Raw genomic sequence first — 15757 nt, 5'->3', positions numbered from 1 at the left:
AATTACGGGTTGAAAAAGGGTGTAACACCCAAATATTTCTTATGATTAAATCTAGACTCATTCATCGCATTTATTGTGTTCAATTAAACGCTTCGTGACAACCTTAACCGAAACAACGCTACCCCGGAGGCCCCACCGTGAGTTTATTTGATAAAAAGCATCTGGTATCACAAGCCGATGCGTTACCGGGACGCAACACCCCTATGCCAGTGGCGACATTACACGCCGTAAACAACCATTCAATGACAAACGTTCCTGATGGAATGGAGATCGCCCTGTTTGCCATGGGCTGCTTCTGGGGCGTAGAACGCCTGTTCTGGCAGCTGCCGGGCGTGTACAGCACCGCTGCGGGCTACACCGGAGGATATACGCCTAACCCAACCTATCGCGAAGTCTGTTCCGGTGAGACCGGGCATGCCGAGGCGGTGCGTGTGGTGTATGACCCGAGCGTCATTAGCTATGAACAACTGCTCCAGGTGTTCTGGGAAAATCATGACCCGGCGCAGGGCATGCGTCAGGGTAACGATCACGGCACTCAATACCGTTCGGCCATCTATCCGCTCACCCCAGAGCAGGAGGCCGCCGCCCACGCCAGCCTGACGCGTTTCCAGGAAGCGATGCATGCGGCCGGTGATAAACGTCAGGTCACGACGGAAATCGCGACCGCGAAACCGTTCTACTATGCCGAAGACGACCACCAGCAGTACCTGCATAAAAATCCGTATGGCTACTGCGGTATCGGCGGCATTGGCGTTTGCCTGCCTCCACAGCAGGACTGATTATGGCATCAGCGCCACGCGAACCGCGTGGCGCGCAGCCTCTCCCTCCGGCCACTTTTTGCCGAAAACGTGACCTCTGGCAGGTTTACACGTCTTTACGCTATACTACCGCTGAAATAATCGGCTCAACGCTACGAGCTGAGTTCAATGTGTCTTCACACGAATGGTATCAACTCCCCTTCTGAGGATCTGGCGAGAAGCCGGATAAACTATGTTAAACAGTATTTTAGTAATACTTTGTCTTATTGCCGTCAGTGCATTTTTCTCGATATCGGAGATCTCGCTGGCTGCCTCCCGTAAAATCAAACTGAAGCTGCTTGCCGACGAGGGCAACATCAACGCATCACGCATTCTGAAAATGCAGGAAAACCCCGGCATGTTCTTTACCGTGGTGCAGATTGGCCTGAACGCGGTCGCCATTCTTGGCGGTATCGTGGGCGATGCAGCGTTTTCTCCGGCGTTTTATAGCCTCTTTGTTAAGTACATGTCCGTAGAGCTGGCCGAGCAGCTGAGCTTCATCCTCTCCTTCTCCCTGGTCACCGGCTTGTTCATTTTATTCGCGGACCTGACCCCGAAACGCATCGGTATGATTGCGCCAGAAGCTGTGGCTTTGCGTATCATCAACCCGATGCGCTTCTGCCTGTACGTGTTCCGTCCGCTGGTGTGGTTCTTTAACGGCCTGGCGAACGTCATTTTCCGCATCTTCAAGCTGCCGATGGTGCGTAAAGACGACATCACCTCCGATGACATTTATGCCGTGGTGGAAGCCGGGGCGCTGGCAGGCGTGCTGCGCAAGCAGGAGCACGAGCTGATTGAGAACGTTTTCGAACTGGAATCCCGTACCGTGCCGTCCTCCATGACCGGCCGTGAAAACATCATCTGGTTCGATCTGCATGAAGACGAGCAGAGCCTGAAGACCAAAGTGGCGCAGCACCCGCACTCCAAGTTTCTGGTCTGTAACGAAGATATCGACCATATCATCGGCTATGTGGACTCCAAAGACCTGCTGAACCGCGTGCTGGCCAACCAGAGCCTGGCGCTGAACAGTGGCGTGCAGATCCGCAACACCCTGATAGTGCCGGACACCCTGACGCTCTCCGAAGCGCTGGAAAGTTTCAAAACCGCCGGGGAAGACTTCGCGGTGATCATGAACGAATACGCGCTGGTGGTGGGCATTATCACCCTCAACGACGTTATGACGACGCTGATGGGCGACCTGGTCGGCCAGGGGCTGGAAGAGCAAATTGTGCAGCGTGATGAGAACTCCTGGCTCATCGATGGCGGTACGCCGATTGAAGACGTCATGCGCGTACTCGACATCGACGAGTTCCCGCAGTCCGGCAACTACGAGACCATCGGCGGCTTTATGATGTTTATGCTGCGTAAAATCCCGAAACGTACCGACTCGGTGAAGTTCTCCGGCTTCAAGTTTGAAGTGGTGGATATTGATAACTACCGCATCGACCAACTGCTGGTAACGCGTATTGATAGCAAACCGACCGTGCTGGTGCCGAAACTGCCGGATGCGGAAGAGAAGGTATCGGCGTAATTTATGAAGGGCAGCGGTGAGCTGCCCTTTCTTTTACCCTCCGAGATTCACCCTAACTTTTAAAAAGGTGATGAATTCAAATAGATAAACGTTGAGTAAGATATATTGCTAAATTGATAAATTTTTCCACTGACTGTGATATATAAAGCGTTTTCTTTACTCTCTACTTTTGCTTCAGGATCCGTAGTTATCAGAAATGGAGCATACCCGTTCCTGACATCGCCTAAAAAAGCTTCTTCCGATTTTTTTGACGACGCCAGATAATATTTGTATACATTCGAAGTCGTAGCTCCCGCATTGCTTTCTGTAATATACAGTACAGAAACCTTCCCGATATTTTCTTTACGAATAATGTCTTGCTCGATATAGAGAAACTCATCAACAGCACGCCATATGCCATAGGAAGAGATCAGGATTGCGAGTAATATATAAATTTTCTTCCTAGAAACCAGCACGCTGAGCATAGTCTATCCCCGCTCTAATCCATGTTTGATCTGTAGGATCATCGCCATGAGGATCTGGTCCTTGATAGTTCTCAAAATCAGGAGAACTCGTTCCCGCCAGAATTTGAGCGATACCTGCACCTCGTAGCAATATCTCAGGTTTTATACCAGCAGCAATACCCACCGCTCCATAATGAAAGTTGCCGAAATTTTCGTATTGCCTGCCTAATTGATTTTTATAATCCCAGGGGCCATGCCCTCGAACCTGCTTGTAAAACCAAAGATATGTTAACGCTGATGGACCACGGTGAAAACGAGCTATCATCATGTTGCTTACAACTGATACTCCTACGGGGGAGAAGGAAGATATATCATAGGGAGGATGAGGATTCACTGCACTTACCGGATATCTCATTGTTTACCCCTTTCATTCCAGCTATCTGAAAAAAGCAGGTTTCCGTCACAATGTTTCCAAGTGATTTTTTCATAACGTACTTCTACACATTCAAGATGGTTATGCTTCTCCTTTAATACATCTTTTGTATCATGCATTATTGGTGAAACCCCAACAATAGTAACGTTCTCCAAAAGCATATTGTTATATTCAACTTCTTGCCCGGCATCATTAATACGATACCATTTAAACTCTGCGCTTATTAATTTTTGGCCTGTACAAACGGCCTTAAATAGATAGGGAGACGAGGAATCAAACTCTTTCAAAAAAATGATGCTTGAATGTTTCCTTGTTCCTGTAATTTTTCCTGTCAATGGATCAGTAGGAATTGATACGTTATGTGAAAAACCATTAACCTCTATACTCGACTCTCTTCCTTTAACATCTACAGCCCCCTTAATTAACGCACCACCATCATCCTTCAGCCATAAATAAGCAGGAATAGCCATCATTAAACTCCTTTTTCAAAGTGAGATAACCATTGTTCCTGCGTAACGAGAAAAGACCAATAAACAGTTAATCCTTTATTGTTCTGTATCAACAGTTACACACTAAAAAGTAAATTTAGTTTCACTTAATAAAAGTGTGAAATCTATCCGCATCACAGAATGATTACGTGAAATATCCAGTAAATGAATATATTTGAAACTACGGCTACAAACATCAACGGCTCCCATCGGGAGCCGTCTTTTTAACTACTACTGCATAGCACGTTGGTTAAGCCATCTCAGTTTGCAGACGCATAACCTGACGGTTGACTTCGGACATCACAGACAGGTGCTGTTTGTCCTTCACTTTCGGGATAAGGATTTTGCCCTTATCGAACTCAAAAGCGCCAACATCCTTGATGTACAACCGTCCACGGAACAGGATCTTCACGTACTTCGCCACCTGAAGCGGGTTGTAGCGTTGGAAAATTTTCATTCTTGTATCTCCTGCGAATCATACGCTCTTGCGGTGCCACAATCGGCCCGACTGTCCTGAGCGCAAATTTTGATGCCCAATGACTATAGACCAGAACCTCGTACTTACCCAGTGTGCATAAGTTTATTTACCGTTTGATTACAATTATTCAGAATAATCTTTGCAAAGCGTGATACAGCGCAGTATATGCCGTCGTTTTTGCATGGATATGTGCGTTCGCCCGCAAACTGGCATCGGGATTGCGGGAAAAGCCTATTGATCGCACTTATGATTAAAAGCGCATGACCAAGTGGTCGGATCACCTGCTAACAATAAGGAAACACCATGACCCTACGTAACCTCCTGGCAGCAGCTTGCCTGTTGCTGCCGCTGATGGCTTCCGCACACAACATTGAAAAAGGACAACGTGTCCCGCCGGTCGGTATTGCTGACCGGGGAGAATTGATTCTCGACAATGATAAGTTTAGCTATAAAGCCTGGAATAGCGCGCAGCTTGCGGGCAAAGTGAGAGTTGTACAACATATTGCCGGGCGTACATCCGCTAAAGAGAAAAACGCTACCCTCGTGGAAGCGATCAAGGCTGCGAAACTCCCACACGATCGCTACCAGACCACCACCATCGTGAACACCGACGACGCGATTCCCGGCTCCGGGATGTTTGTGCGCTCAAGCCTTGAGAGCAATAAGAAGCTCTATCCCTGGTCGCAGTTTATTGTCGACAGCAACGGCGTGACGCGTAAGGCGTGGCAGCTGGAAGAAGAGAGTTCAGCGATTGTCGTGCTGGATAAAAACGGTCGCGTACAGTGGGTTAAAGACGGCGCGCTGACGCAGGATGAGGTGCAGCAGGTGGTTGCCCTGCTGCATAAGCTGCTGACTCAGTAAAGTGATACCCGGAAGCCCGGATTCAGGAATGACTCGCGCGGGGTGTAGTCCAGTGGCTTACCCTGCCAGTCATGCACATGCGCGCCAGCGGCCGCCGCCACCGCATGCCCTGCCGCCGTATCCCAGACGTTCGTCGGCCCGAAACGGGGGTACAGCTGCGCCTGCCCTTCCGCCACCAGACAGAACTTCAGCGACGAGCCAATCGACGTTGTCTGGTGTTCACCCAGCTGTTGCAGATACTCCTCCAGCTCGCTGTCACTGTGCGAGCGGCTGATCACCACCAGCGGAGGACGGGCATCACGCACCTGGATCTGCTTACGCACGCCGCACTCTTCCTTCCAGGCTTTACCTTCCGCCGCGCTGTACATCACCTTCATCACCGGGGCGTAAACCACGCCAAGCACCGCTTTTCCTTTTTCAATCAGGGCGATGTTGACGGTGAATTCACCGTTACGCTTGATAAACTCTTTCGTGCCGTCCAGCGGGTCGACCAGCCAGTAACGCTGCCAGTGCTGACGTTCATCCCAGCTCTGGGGCGCTTCTTCAGAAAGGACCGGAATATCCGGCGTCAGGGCCTGCAACCCTTTCAGGATCACCGCATGCGCCGCGATATCCGCCGCCGTCACCGGGGAGTCGTCCGCTTTGCTGACAACATCCATTGGTTTCGCACCGTCGTACACCTGCATAATGGCATCACCCGCATCCCGTGCGAGCTGACAAATTTTATCTAACATTCTCCACCTCTTCGTTAACGCAGTGGGCATAACTTATTGTTTTAGTTATATCGTAATGTGAACAATTCCGCTATCTGTGAAGCAATTCTGGTTTCAGCGCCCTTTTTTCTGGCAGCATTCACACTTCTGTAAGCAACAAATACTACATACATATTCTTTTGTGGCTTGGATCGAAAAAAGGACTCCTCAGATGATTAAGTTTAGCGCAACGCTCCTGGCAACGCTGATTGCGGCAAGCGTTCAGGCAGCGACGGTGGATCTCCGTATTCTGGAAACCACCGATCTGCACAGCAATATGATGGACTTCGATTACTACAAAGATACCCCTACGGAAAAATTCGGACTGGTGCGCACGGCAAGTTTGATCAACGCCGCCCGCGGCGAAGTGAAAAACAGCGTGCTGGTCGATAACGGGGACTTAATTCAGGGCAGTCCGCTCGGCGACTACATGGCGGCGAAGGGGCTGAAAAAAGGCGAGATCCATCCTGTTTATAAGGCAATGAATACGCTGGACTATGCCGTCGGCAACCTGGGCAACCACGAATTTAACTACGGCCTGAAATACCTGCACGACGCGTTGGCAGGGGCAAAATTCCCGTACGTTAACGCCAATATCATCGACGTTAAGACGCAAAAGCCGCTCTTTACCCCTTATCTGATTAAAGAGACCGAGGTTGTCGACCAGGACGGTAAAAAACAGACGCTGAAAATCGGCTATATCGGTTTTGTGCCGCCGCAGATCATGACGTGGGATAAAGCCAACCTCGACGGGAAAGTGACCGTCAACGACATTACCGAAACCGCGCGCAAATACGTGCCGGAGATGCGTGCGAAAGGGGCCGATGTGGTGGTCGTCGTGGCGCACTCTGGCCTCTCGGCCGACCCGTATCAGGTGATGGCTGAGAACTCCGTGTACTATCTCAGCCAGGTGCCGGGCGTAGATGCGATCCTGTTTGGTCACGCCCATGCCGTCTTCCCGGGCAAAGATTTCGCTGATATCAAAGGCGCGGACATCGAAAAAGGGACGCTCAACGGTGTGCCATCGGTGATGCCGGGCATGTGGGGCGACCACCTTGGCGTGGTGGATCTGGTGCTGAATAACGACAGCGGAAGCTGGAAAGTCACGCAGTCGAAAGCGGAAGCGCGTCCGATCTACGACGCAGCGGCCAAAAAATCCCTGGCCGAAGAAGATAAAAAGCTGGTCGACGTCCTGAAGCATGACCACGACGCGACGCGTGAATTTGTCAGCAAGCCGATCGGTAAATCGGCTGATAACATGTACAGCTTCCTCGCGCTGGTACAGGATGACCCGACCGTGCAGGTAGTCAACATGGCGCAGAAAGCCTATGCGGAGCACTATATTCAGGGCGATCCGGATCTGGCAAATCTGCCGGTCCTGTCTGCCGCGGCGCCATTCAAAGTGGGCGGACGGAAGAACGATCCGGCCAGCTACGTTGAGGTGGAAAAAGGCCAGCTGACCTTCCGTAATGCCGCCGATCTCTACCTCTATCCCAACACCCTCGTGGTGGTGAAAGCCACCGGGAAAGAGGTGAAGGAGTGGCTGGAGTGCTCTGCCGGACAGTTCAACCAGATCGATCCGCACAGCAGCAAACCGCAGACGCTGATTAACTGGGACGGTTTCCGCACCTACAACTTCGACGTGATCGACGGCGTGGAATATCAGATTGACGTTACCCAGCCCGCGAAATATGACGGCGAATGTCAGGCCATTAATCCGCAAGCAGAACGCATCAAAAACCTGACCTTCAACGGCAAAGCGATTGATCCGAATGCCACTTTCCTGGTGGTGACTAACAACTACCGCGCCTATGGCGGCAAGTTTGCCGGTACGGGTGACAGCCACATCGCCTTTGCCTCGCCGGATGAGAACCGTTCGGTGCTGGCGGCGTGGATCAGTGCGGAGTCGAAAAAGGCGGGTGAAATTCAACCGGCGGTGGATAACAACTGGCGTCTGGCGCCGATCCACAGCGACACGAAGCTGGATATTCGCTTTGAGACATCTCCGTCCGATAAAGCAGCCGCGTTTATCAAGGATAAGGCGCAGTATCCGATGAAAAAGGTCGCGACGGATGATATTGGGTTTGCGATTTATCAGGTGGATTTGAGCAGATAGCGATGATTGTGCCGGGTGGCGGCTTCGCCTTACCCGGCCTACCCGCAATCCTCGATCCCGTAGGCCGGGTAAGCGCAAGCGCCACCCGGCATTTCATGCCGCACGCTCGTCCCTATTCGCCAGCACCTGCGGCGTATTGACCTCAATCCAGTCGGCCAGTGCGGCCACCTTCTCGCTTACCTCCTGCCCCATCGGCGTCAGGCTATACTCCACATGCGGCGGCACGACCGGATACGACACGCGATCGACAAACCCGTCATGCTCCAGCGCCTGTAAAGACTGAGCCAGCATCTTCTCGCTGACGCCGCCCATCTTGCGGCGCAGATCGCTGAAGCGATGCGTCCCCTGACGTAACGCCACCAGGATCAGCACGCCCCAGCGGCTGGTAACGTGTTTGAGCACCACCCGTGACGGGCACTGTTCCGCAAAGAGGTTGCCATCGCGCATTTGCTCGCTGAGCGTCGGTATTGTTGCTTTCATACTTACCTTTTTGTACGTACTTACTAAAAGTTAGTTATGGTGATAGTGTGCCACAACACCAGACAAACACGAAGGAGATGTGAAGAGACAATACGGCGGAAGCGCTGAATCAGAGCTGGTCTGTCGATTTATGGATAATGCTTTGGTCTGTGGTCGTCATTTTCGTACGTTAAATGTCGTTGATGGCTTTAACCATGAGGCGTTGTCGATTGAAATCGATCTGAATCTGCCAGCTCCGCGAGTGGGCCGGGTACTCGACAGGATCGCAGCAAATCGCGGATAACCGGCCATAAACCTGACGTCTCGTCTTCTTACTTCACGAATTTCCAGACTTCCGGTGGTACCTTGTCGTAGAGTTTCCCCATAGTCAGCTCGGCCAGTCGATGATCGACCGCAGAATTAAATATTTCCATTTCATCAATGGAAAGAGAGTAGGTATTTTTATCTATAATTTTTTCTAACGTATCTTTCGAGGTACACCGTCTGAGCTGTAAAAGCCATTCCTGTCTGGTCATATCGACTCTTCTTTTTCAATGATTGAGATGCATATTTATTATTTGCCACACTAATAATAATCTATTGTGAAAGTCAGCGCCGATTCTGCCAACCCTGGAGTCACCTGTCCGCCAGACTGAATATATCTGGCTTGTAGAGGGATGCGTAATTGCGTAACTCCTGTATTTCCCGTTACGGGGCCCAGAGGGTCAAAACCTGTTCCCATTGATATCATGCTGGTATCATTTTGCTTTCTGACCTGCATATCTATACCTGTTGCACTGCCTGTACCTGATTTAAGACTGAATGATTCAGGGGTCGGATTACCATAAACGGAATTTATCAATATACTAATATTATTTTTAACGAGTCCATTTCTATACCCGGGGTAATTCCCCGGGCAGTTATTTAACTCTATATTGAAATCCACCCACGGACTGGTGCTTCCCACACCGGTGAAATCAGTCGTTTTATATTTTCCCATTGGCACAATGACATCGGGGGTCTGACAAGTAAACGGAATGATGTCCAGTGCTCCGCTAAAATGGACTGTTCCCATAGATATTTTTTTCCCGTCATAGGGTGTACCATCATTCTTATAGATGATGCCATATATTCCAAAAACAGGCAGCGCACTACCCATTACAACACCAGGCTGTAAGAGAGACGCGTTAGCCAGTGAAATATGAATATAACCAGAAGAATCTTGTACTGAATAACCTAGACCACCTGAATTATCCTGCCGCCATGAGCTTAAAAGATAAGCCGGAACAGACATACCAGGTACGGTAACAGCAGAGTTGAATCCTACCCCTAATGCCGGAGCATTCGTTGCAATGACACTGTAGACTGGATACCCTATGGTAAATACATACGAGTTACCATATGCACTTAATGGCTCAATGAAAACATACATTTCATAGTTATCAAAATCCCCGTTTGTCGAGTGACAATTAAATGGATTTGAACCACTGACTCCTAAAAAAGACGAACCAAATACACTTATTGATAATAATGATGTCGTCGTTGACAGGTCAACTCCAGGTGAAAGACTACTTATATTAACAGGCAATACTACCTCCCTGGCTCCAATATTAGTATTGTCGCAAACGGGAGCAGCATACACCAGAGAAGGAAATTTCATCATAATGAATAATGAAATTAAAAGTAACATTTTCATGCTACTGCGTAACAGAAATAATACCGAATTCAGTAACATTCCAGAGCCTCTTTCTTCATATTAATTGCTGAATCATCTTCGGTAACGATGACTTTCATTTTGCACTCACCCTGATTACCGGCCTTCATTTTGAGAATATGGGTTCCAGGCTCAAGACGAACAAATGTCTGCCCGGCCTGGCCGACGGTCGCAATATAATTACCTTTCTCATTGCTGAGATCAGCGCCGAAGGGGACTGGTTCTCCTTTCCATCGGGCAGAAATCAGTACGGGGACACCTGTTTGCGTATTATATTTAACCTTCACAATTGCACCGGCGTAAGGGGCCACCTTTCGTGATGTGCTATCAAAACCGACATTGTTCGTCGCATCCTTTGGATCGATGGCCACTTCATTCAGTTCATACGCATTCAGATAAGGCACCGCTGCATACCCGGCATTATCAATGCGGATACCAGGGTAAGTGGAAACCCTGGCGCCTTCGGCTCCTCTGGCTTCGATTAGCGCCCAGGTATCTGAGGTGTAAGGGCTGAACGTTACGCCACCGGAATGCAGGATCACAGACCCATTCGCACCAAATGACTGGCTCTGGTAGTGGTTGCCAACGCTGCTGCTGCCATTAAGGTACGTATACGGTGTCCGCCACTGCCCGTTAACATACAGACTGCTGCCGGTTGCGCCGCTGGTGTTGCGGGCTGTTACCCCATAGCTGTACTGGTTGCCTTCGCCGGCAGTTCCGGACAGGGAGGCCGCCTCAGACCATGAACCATCAGTGTTGCGCCCGGTTTCCAGACGCGCGGATGGAACGTGTGTATCTCCGGCAGTCCCCAGAGGAAAGCTGAGAGACAGAAGCCAGCTGGTATCGCTTTTGCCGTACCAGGTGTATGTCCGGTTGACATTCAATCCGTAAGTGACTGAATTCCAGCTATTACTGTAACCGAGCTGGAATTGTTTATCGGTATCCTTACTGTTCCAGTAATTCTGTAATGACGCACTTGTATAGAACTGTCCCAGACCTGCTGGAAGAGACTGGCTGGCAGTCAGGGTATAGCGACTTTTAGAACGTTTCAGATGCTGTTCACCGTAACCACGCGCCAGCAGATCTTTTGTCATCATGGCTGTTGCCAGATCGTAATAGCCCTGAGTTGAAAAACGATAGGTTGCCAGCGTCAGATTGGTGCCCGTCCGGGGGATAAATTTTGAATAGCTGAGTCTGTAGCTCTGGCCGGATGACGTTTTATGGCTATATTCCTGACCGTTCGGGTTACCCGCGAAAGAAACATGCGACTGGGTGATATCCAGAGAAATCGCCCCGGCCTGCGTTCCTAATGCCATACCGGCCTGAGCGGCATAATAACCGTCACTTTGTTGCCAGCCAGTATAGCCCGTCAGGTAATTTGACAGGCCGTGCTGCCAGGTTGCCTCATAAAACTCGGGTTTGTCGGTAAGGTTAAGCTGGCGTAATTTACCCGCGGTAAAGGAATAGCGGTACGACCCCGGCCTAATCAACTGGGGCATTGCCGTATACGGGACCAGAAAATAATGCTCACTCCCATCTGCCTCCCGGACGGTCACGGCCAGATCGCCACCAAACCCCGTCGGATAAAGATCATTAATGAGGAATTCACCCGGGGACACTGTTGTCTCATAAATGATGGCGTTATTCTGGCGTACAGTGACTTTGGCATTCGTTCTGGCTATCCCTCTGATTTCAGGCGCATAGCCCCGCAGCGAAGCCGGATACATACGCTCATCGCTGGCAATTTGCATACCGGAAAATGGCAGTGAGTCAAAAACCCTGCCTGTGGTATTAGACTGGCCGACAAGTAAGCGGCCTTTGATAAACGGAATATCCCGCTGAGCATACGTGTTCAGAGACTGATAATTCTTAGTCTCGTCTTCTGACCAGGAATAGGAGCCATTATGACGGAAATACCATGCGCCAAGATTGAAACCGGTATTCAGCGAGGCAAACAACGATTTATAATTGTAATGACTGGACTGACTTGTCCAGGCGTTGAGGCCATAGCTGAGAAATGCTGCTGGTATACCGCTATCCCAGAGCTCCGGATTTACGAAACCACGCGCAGAGCGATGGACATATTTTTGCGGCAACGTAATATCCAGTACTTGCTCTCCCGCATCGAATTCGACCCTGGCATTCGGAATGCCAGATAAGATCTCAGTGCAGCCATCAGAATTTGGTAGTCGCACTGTGTCGGTCTCATTCACTCTTTCCCAGGCAAGAGGGATCACTTTCAGTAATTCCGGCGTAATACAGACATAACCAGAGTTATCCGCCCGGGTTTTAATCTCGATATTTTCATTCCCTACTTCACTACCATTTACCCGAATGGAAGCATAATATTTACCGGGCAAAAGAAACCCTCGCTTTGAAAAGCGGCTGATATCGACAGGCTGATTATTTTGTAACATCAGCACATCACTGATAAATTCAACGTCCCCGGCCCCCAGGTCTTGAGTCACTTCTGACTGATGATCCTCGTGTAGTGCTTCTGTACGCTCCGCGTAAGATGAATGCGATATACTGCAAAAACCTGCAACAGCTGCTGCAAGAAAGCTCTTGCGGAAATATTTATTATGATTTTTCACGTTATATTCCCTGTCAAACAGACGTTTTATTTAACTTCAGCAGATTTTTCAGTGACTGCTCCATAATCATTGACGACGTCAAAGTGAATCATTTGGCCATGACTTACCCGCAACGGAAACGACTCAGCATTAAAAGGTGCTATCATTTTCCCTGCTGTCTTTTTTCCATTTGCACTGACGCCAGAAACAGATACATACCAGGGCGTTTTATTCGCCGCCAGTAATTTCCCGTCTACGGTTTTCCATTCGAGATTATCCGGCGCTTCTATGGATTTTCCCTGAAGCGCCTGTGGCCGATAAAAAAGTTTTATCCGTGTACGAAAAGCAATTTGTAAAAAGTTATCATCTTTTTTTGAACTGTTGCGGGCTGGTACTTCAAGCACATTAAGCCAGAAGACAGACTCTTTATCTGAAGGCAGTTTTTTTCCGGTAAAAGTGATTTGTAGAGTCTGACCTTTTCCGGGATCAACACGGTTTATCGGTGGCGTCACAATAAAGGGGGCTGTGCTGGTATCCGGTGATTTGCTCATAACACCATCATCCACCCAGCTCTGAATAAGTACGGGGGATTTACCATTATTATTAAGTTTCACACTGACAGAGCGCTCGCCCTGAGAGTAAATCACCCGGGTACCGGTAATAACGATACTGGCTTTTACGGGCGCGCTAAGCAGCACCAGAAAAAGCATGAATAGTGAGGTCAATGTCTGAATAAAAAAAAAGTTATGCTTCCGCTGCACAGGCATAAATCCACCCTCTCTCTGAAAGGGGGCCGAAGCCCCCATGATAAATGAAGTACGTTGAATTACATGTACTGAATGGAGTAAACCACCTGGCTGATAACTGTCCCGGCAGTGGTAGCAGCATCAGCAAAATACTCAACCGAATAAGGCAGATTTGCACTGCCAGATGAAACATTCTGATAGGTTGTGTTGGCAGCCTGATTTCCATTACCCGCCACGATGACATCTCCAGTCGCAGAGGATTCATCACGCAGTTGCAGGCTGACGTTCGTTGCCGTGCCGCTCTTATTCAGAAGATGTCCGCTGGCTAAATCCACTGTAGGACCCGCTTCAAAGAACGCGGAGGCGCTTTTGAGAGTACCCTGGCAGTTAGTCAGGGCGATATTGAAGCCCGTACGCCCCGCAGTTTCACCCGGATTCGCCAGCTGATTGGTCCCGACTGTTGGCAGAACAACCGTTGCATCCGCAGCCTGGTTATCAACTACTGCATCACAGGTAGTGGCCGTCAGTTCACCATTGAAAGTAATGGTCCCTGTAGATGCAGCATTCGCAGGACTTACAGTTACACCCAGAACAGCAAACAGCGTTAACGCAATAGCACTTTTTTTCATGTCTATATCCTTAGAACATATTTATACACGATAGGGTTGTAATAAGGCTTTGTGAAAACATCCTTATCAAACCGTTTACTTAAAAGGTGAATATCACCAGGCACTACAAAAAACATGCAGCATGAGTTATGAACATTCGCAGTACTAACTACAACATCTGTTTAATGAGATATTTTTTAAAGAATTATCAGTGGCTACACCTTCCCTGCACTAATTTGATTTAGTGCCCTTACTACAAAATGTGCTTCACCATCACCATTAACCATTATCTTTTGATACGCGGAGCGCTTGTAATAACTGATTTTTTTAATCCCGGATTTATATCTAAAATCCTTAAACTGGCATCCCGTCAAATTGAAGTAGTTAAAAATCACCTGTTCTTCTTTTGTGGTGAGTGATATGCTTGTCATACAACAATTCCTCCCGTATTTTTTAATCATTTCTAACATCCGCCATATCGAAAGGCTTCTGTTTATTACCAGCGCGCCCTTGTAAGAAAGGATCATCTCTCTTTTGCCGATGGTTCTCAGTGAATAGATGACATTGGTGCTAAAATATGCAGCAAATTGTCTGATCACATTTAAATCATCAACCGCCAGAATAATGATGCTTTTATCATTATGGATATCAAAAGCGACGCCATCAAAAAAGCATTCCTGCTGATTTTGATATACATAATGACAGCATAGATCCAGGTGCTTTACATTTTTTAACAAAGCATCCAGCCCATTTAGATAATAATAATCATCGGACAGGATGATAACTGTTTTTTTTAATGTCATGGAATTGGCCCTGTCAGCGGTAGTGTTTCATAAAATCACAAAAAGCAATTACAGGCAAAGGTCGTGAAAAGAAATACCCTTGCATATATATGATGCCAGCCTCTTCCAGAGCCTCTTTTTGATAATGGTTCTCCACCCCTTCCGCAACAATATGTAGCCTGCACAGAGAAGACACTTTTACGATGCCATCAATTAACTTCCGGTATACCAAATCAGAGTTCTCTTTTATCTGAGTAACTGTACGATCCAGTTTTAAAATAGAAACATTATTGACACCAAAAAACCTCATTGCAGCAGAGTTTATTCCTGCATCATCAATTGCAAACTTTACTCCGATAGAATCATATAATGCGATTGCATTCAGAATATCGCTGGTCGCTTCAGTTATATTCCTCTCCACTATCTCCAGCAGGATCACTATCTCTGTTGTGAAATAACTCTTAAACCTCGCCACTGCATTCCTGATAGTTTGAGACTTTATCTGACCACTGGTGATGTTCAGAGAAAAAACAAAACCCGATGGGATTTCGCTTAAACCATCATTTTCCCTTAAGAGTTCCGCTGTTTTTAACAAAAGCTCCCTGGCATAATAATCTGCACGTTCTGGTACCTCAAGCTCTTCAATATGCAGCTGATTCAGGATGTATCCTTTTTTTGTTTTAACTCTGCATAGGATCTCTGCTCCCACGATACAGTTATCATAAGTATTAATAACAGGCTGAAGGAAAGGCGTAACATCCATTTCACAGTTGTAAGAGAATTTCTTTTCAAATGTATCATTCATTATCAGCATGTTTCATATCCTTCGTTATCTGCACCGCATTGCCTGTCCTTACCCTCGTTTAATTCAGCGTATCCATTCGCGATGAAACAATCATAATCCTCCCTTCTGAATTTTTATATATTATACTGCAAATTATATAAATATCAGATGATTCATCTAACAATATAGGGG

17 protein-coding genes and 1 pseudogene are annotated in these 15757 nt (G+C 48.2%); 5 read left to right on the top strand and 13 right to left on the bottom strand.

Annotation, left to right across the window (positions count from 1 at the left end):
• The first annotated feature begins 137 nt into the window (after window positions 1–137).
• The gene (gene msrA / locus ACNQ0W_RS13705) at window positions 138–779 is read left to right on the top strand and encodes a peptide-methionine (S)-S-oxide reductase MsrA (protein WP_047052607.1); all 642 of its coding nucleotides are present in this window, start codon (window positions 138–140) and stop codon (window positions 777–779) included.
• A 211-nt stretch (window positions 780–990) separates the two neighbouring features.
• Window positions 991–2328: a hemolysin family protein gene (locus ACNQ0W_RS13700; RefSeq protein WP_006810357.1), complete on the top strand. Its 1338-nt coding sequence runs from the start codon at window positions 991–993 to the stop codon at window positions 2326–2328.
• A gap of 59 nt (window positions 2329–2387) precedes the next feature.
• Here ACNQ0W_RS13700 and ACNQ0W_RS13695 read toward each other — a convergent pair whose 3' ends face one another.
• The 4 genes from ACNQ0W_RS13695 to ACNQ0W_RS13680 form a co-directional block, all read right to left on the bottom strand.
• The gene (locus ACNQ0W_RS13695) at window positions 2388–2792 is read right to left on the bottom strand and encodes a hypothetical protein (RefSeq protein ID WP_033487884.1); all 405 of its coding nucleotides are present in this window, start codon (window positions 2790–2792) and stop codon (window positions 2388–2390) included.
• Window positions 2770–3186 carry a polymorphic toxin type 44 domain-containing protein gene (locus tag ACNQ0W_RS13690; RefSeq protein WP_074135669.1) on the bottom strand — a complete coding sequence of 139 codons (417 nt, stop codon included), beginning with the start codon at window positions 3184–3186 and terminating at the stop codon, window positions 2770–2772. Before ACNQ0W_RS13690 ends, ACNQ0W_RS13695 begins: the two co-directional genes overlap by 23 nt.
• Window positions 3183–3674 (bottom strand): Hcp family type VI secretion system effector, encoded by a 492-nt coding sequence (locus ACNQ0W_RS13685; protein ID WP_033487883.1) that lies wholly within the window; start codon window positions 3672–3674, stop codon window positions 3183–3185. The genes ACNQ0W_RS13690 and ACNQ0W_RS13685 overlap by 4 nt, the downstream gene beginning before the upstream one ends.
• A gap of 268 nt (window positions 3675–3942) precedes the next feature.
• A complete protein-coding gene (locus ACNQ0W_RS13680; RefSeq protein ID WP_003856054.1) occupies window positions 3943–4149 on the bottom strand; it encodes a DUF1107 domain-containing protein in 207 nt (68 codons plus the stop codon).
• 324 nt (window positions 4150–4473) lie between these two features.
• Here ACNQ0W_RS13680 and ACNQ0W_RS13675 point away from each other — a divergent pair, with 324 nt between their 5' ends.
• Complete coding sequence (locus ACNQ0W_RS13675; RefSeq protein ID WP_017383934.1) at window positions 4474–5031, top strand: YtfJ family protein; 558 nt, start codon at window positions 4474–4476, stop codon at window positions 5029–5031.
• On the opposite strand, the gene cysQ is transcribed toward ACNQ0W_RS13675, so the two are convergent.
• Window positions 5025–5765, bottom strand: a complete 741-nt coding sequence (gene cysQ, locus ACNQ0W_RS13670; protein WP_015572488.1) for a 3'(2'),5'-bisphosphate nucleotidase CysQ — start codon at window positions 5763–5765, stop codon at window positions 5025–5027. The two genes, ACNQ0W_RS13675 and cysQ, sit on opposite strands and share 7 nt — an antisense overlap.
• A gap of 190 nt (window positions 5766–5955) precedes the next feature.
• On the opposite strand from cysQ, the gene ACNQ0W_RS13665 reads away from it, so the two are divergent.
• Window positions 5956–7899, top strand: a complete 1944-nt coding sequence (locus tag ACNQ0W_RS13665) for a bifunctional 2',3'-cyclic-nucleotide 2'-phosphodiesterase/3'-nucleotidase (RefSeq protein ID WP_062932464.1) — start codon at window positions 5956–5958, stop codon at window positions 7897–7899.
• A 93-nt stretch (window positions 7900–7992) separates the two neighbouring features.
• Here ACNQ0W_RS13665 and ACNQ0W_RS13660 read toward each other — a convergent pair whose 3' ends face one another.
• Complete coding sequence (locus tag ACNQ0W_RS13660) at window positions 7993–8379, bottom strand: winged helix-turn-helix transcriptional regulator (protein ID WP_062932465.1); 387 nt, start codon at window positions 8377–8379, stop codon at window positions 7993–7995.
• A 92-nt stretch (window positions 8380–8471) separates the two neighbouring features.
• Between ACNQ0W_RS13660 and ACNQ0W_RS13655 the strand changes: the two are divergent.
• Window positions 8472–8659, top strand: a pseudogene (locus ACNQ0W_RS13655) (IS3 family transposase); the annotation flags it as partial.
• 31 nt (window positions 8660–8690) lie between these two features.
• Here the strand turns inward: ACNQ0W_RS13655 and hha are convergent.
• The 7 genes from hha to ACNQ0W_RS13620 all read right to left on the bottom strand — a co-directional run bounded on the left by hha (window position 8691) and on the right by ACNQ0W_RS13620 (window position 15595).
• Window positions 8691–8894, bottom strand: a complete 204-nt coding sequence (gene hha / locus ACNQ0W_RS13650) for a hemolysin expression modulator Hha (RefSeq protein ID WP_062932466.1) — start codon at window positions 8892–8894, stop codon at window positions 8691–8693.
• 50 nt (window positions 8895–8944) lie between these two features.
• On the bottom strand, window positions 8945–10054 hold the full coding sequence (locus ACNQ0W_RS13645; RefSeq protein ID WP_160863343.1) for a fimbrial protein: 1110 nt from the start codon (window positions 10052–10054) through the stop codon (window positions 8945–8947).
• Window positions 10055–10083: 29 nt separating this feature from the next.
• Window positions 10084–12666 carry a fimbria/pilus outer membrane usher protein gene (locus ACNQ0W_RS13640; protein ID WP_074135668.1) on the bottom strand — a complete coding sequence of 861 codons (2583 nt, stop codon included), beginning with the start codon at window positions 12664–12666 and terminating at the stop codon, window positions 10084–10086.
• A 26-nt stretch (window positions 12667–12692) separates the two neighbouring features.
• On the bottom strand, window positions 12693–13412 hold the full coding sequence (locus ACNQ0W_RS13635; RefSeq protein ID WP_062932469.1) for a molecular chaperone: 720 nt from the start codon (window positions 13410–13412) through the stop codon (window positions 12693–12695).
• 59 nt (window positions 13413–13471) lie between these two features.
• On the bottom strand, window positions 13472–14020 hold the full coding sequence (locus tag ACNQ0W_RS13630; RefSeq protein WP_062932470.1) for a fimbrial protein: 549 nt from the start codon (window positions 14018–14020) through the stop codon (window positions 13472–13474).
• Window positions 14021–14214: 194 nt separating this feature from the next.
• Window positions 14215–14802, bottom strand: a complete 588-nt coding sequence (locus tag ACNQ0W_RS13625) for a hypothetical protein (RefSeq protein ID WP_062932471.1) — start codon at window positions 14800–14802, stop codon at window positions 14215–14217.
• Between the two features lie 13 nt (window positions 14803–14815).
• Entirely contained in the window at window positions 14816–15595 is a 780-nt protein-coding gene (locus ACNQ0W_RS13620; RefSeq protein WP_062932472.1) for an EAL domain-containing protein, read from the bottom strand.
• Between the last annotated feature and the right edge of the window lie 162 nt (window positions 15596–15757).

Source organism: Enterobacter cloacae complex sp. 6730903 (assembly GCF_048283985.1).
GTDB classification, from domain to species: domain Bacteria; phylum Pseudomonadota; class Gammaproteobacteria; order Enterobacterales; family Enterobacteriaceae; genus Enterobacter; species Enterobacter hormaechei_C.
This window is presented reverse-complemented; position numbering and strand designations above follow the sequence as displayed.

What these genes read in the sequence shown, in the direction of transcription:
- ACNQ0W_RS13700 (WP_006810357.1), top strand. Translation starts at nt 991, where the DNA reads ATGTTAAACAGTATTTTAGTAATACTTTGTCTTATTGCCGTCAGTGCA.
- ACNQ0W_RS13695 (WP_033487884.1), bottom strand. Translation starts at nt 2,792, where the DNA reads ATGCTCAGCGTGCTGGTTTCTAGGAAGAAAATTTATATATTACTCGCA.
- ACNQ0W_RS13690 (WP_074135669.1), bottom strand. Translation starts at nt 3,186, where the DNA reads ATGAGATATCCGGTAAGTGCAGTGAATCCTCATCCTCCCTATGATATA.
- ACNQ0W_RS13685 (WP_033487883.1), bottom strand. Translation starts at nt 3,674, where the DNA reads ATGGCTATTCCTGCTTATTTATGGCTGAAGGATGATGGTGGTGCGTTA.
- ACNQ0W_RS13680 (WP_003856054.1), bottom strand. Translation starts at nt 4,149, where the DNA reads ATGAAAATTTTCCAACGCTACAACCCGCTTCAGGTGGCGAAGTACGTG.
- ACNQ0W_RS13675 (WP_017383934.1), top strand. Translation starts at nt 4,474, where the DNA reads ATGACCCTACGTAACCTCCTGGCAGCAGCTTGCCTGTTGCTGCCGCTG.
- cysQ (WP_015572488.1), bottom strand. Translation starts at nt 5,765, where the DNA reads ATGTTAGATAAAATTTGTCAGCTCGCACGGGATGCGGGTGATGCCATT.
- ACNQ0W_RS13665 (WP_062932464.1), top strand. Translation starts at nt 5,956, where the DNA reads ATGATTAAGTTTAGCGCAACGCTCCTGGCAACGCTGATTGCGGCAAGC.
- ACNQ0W_RS13660 (WP_062932465.1), bottom strand. Translation starts at nt 8,379, where the DNA reads ATGAAAGCAACAATACCGACGCTCAGCGAGCAAATGCGCGATGGCAAC.
- hha (WP_062932466.1), bottom strand. Translation starts at nt 8,894, where the DNA reads ATGACCAGACAGGAATGGCTTTTACAGCTCAGACGGTGTACCTCGAAA.
- ACNQ0W_RS13645 (WP_160863343.1), bottom strand. Translation starts at nt 10,054, where the DNA reads ATGAAAATGTTACTTTTAATTTCATTATTCATTATGATGAAATTTCCT.
- ACNQ0W_RS13635 (WP_062932469.1), bottom strand. Translation starts at nt 13,412, where the DNA reads ATGCCTGTGCAGCGGAAGCATAACTTTTTTTTTATTCAGACATTGACC.
- ACNQ0W_RS13630 (WP_062932470.1), bottom strand. Translation starts at nt 14,020, where the DNA reads ATGAAAAAAAGTGCTATTGCGTTAACGCTGTTTGCTGTTCTGGGTGTA.
- ACNQ0W_RS13625 (WP_062932471.1), bottom strand. Translation starts at nt 14,802, where the DNA reads ATGACATTAAAAAAAACAGTTATCATCCTGTCCGATGATTATTATTAT.
- ACNQ0W_RS13620 (WP_062932472.1), bottom strand. Translation starts at nt 15,595, where the DNA reads ATGCTGATAATGAATGATACATTTGAAAAGAAATTCTCTTACAACTGT.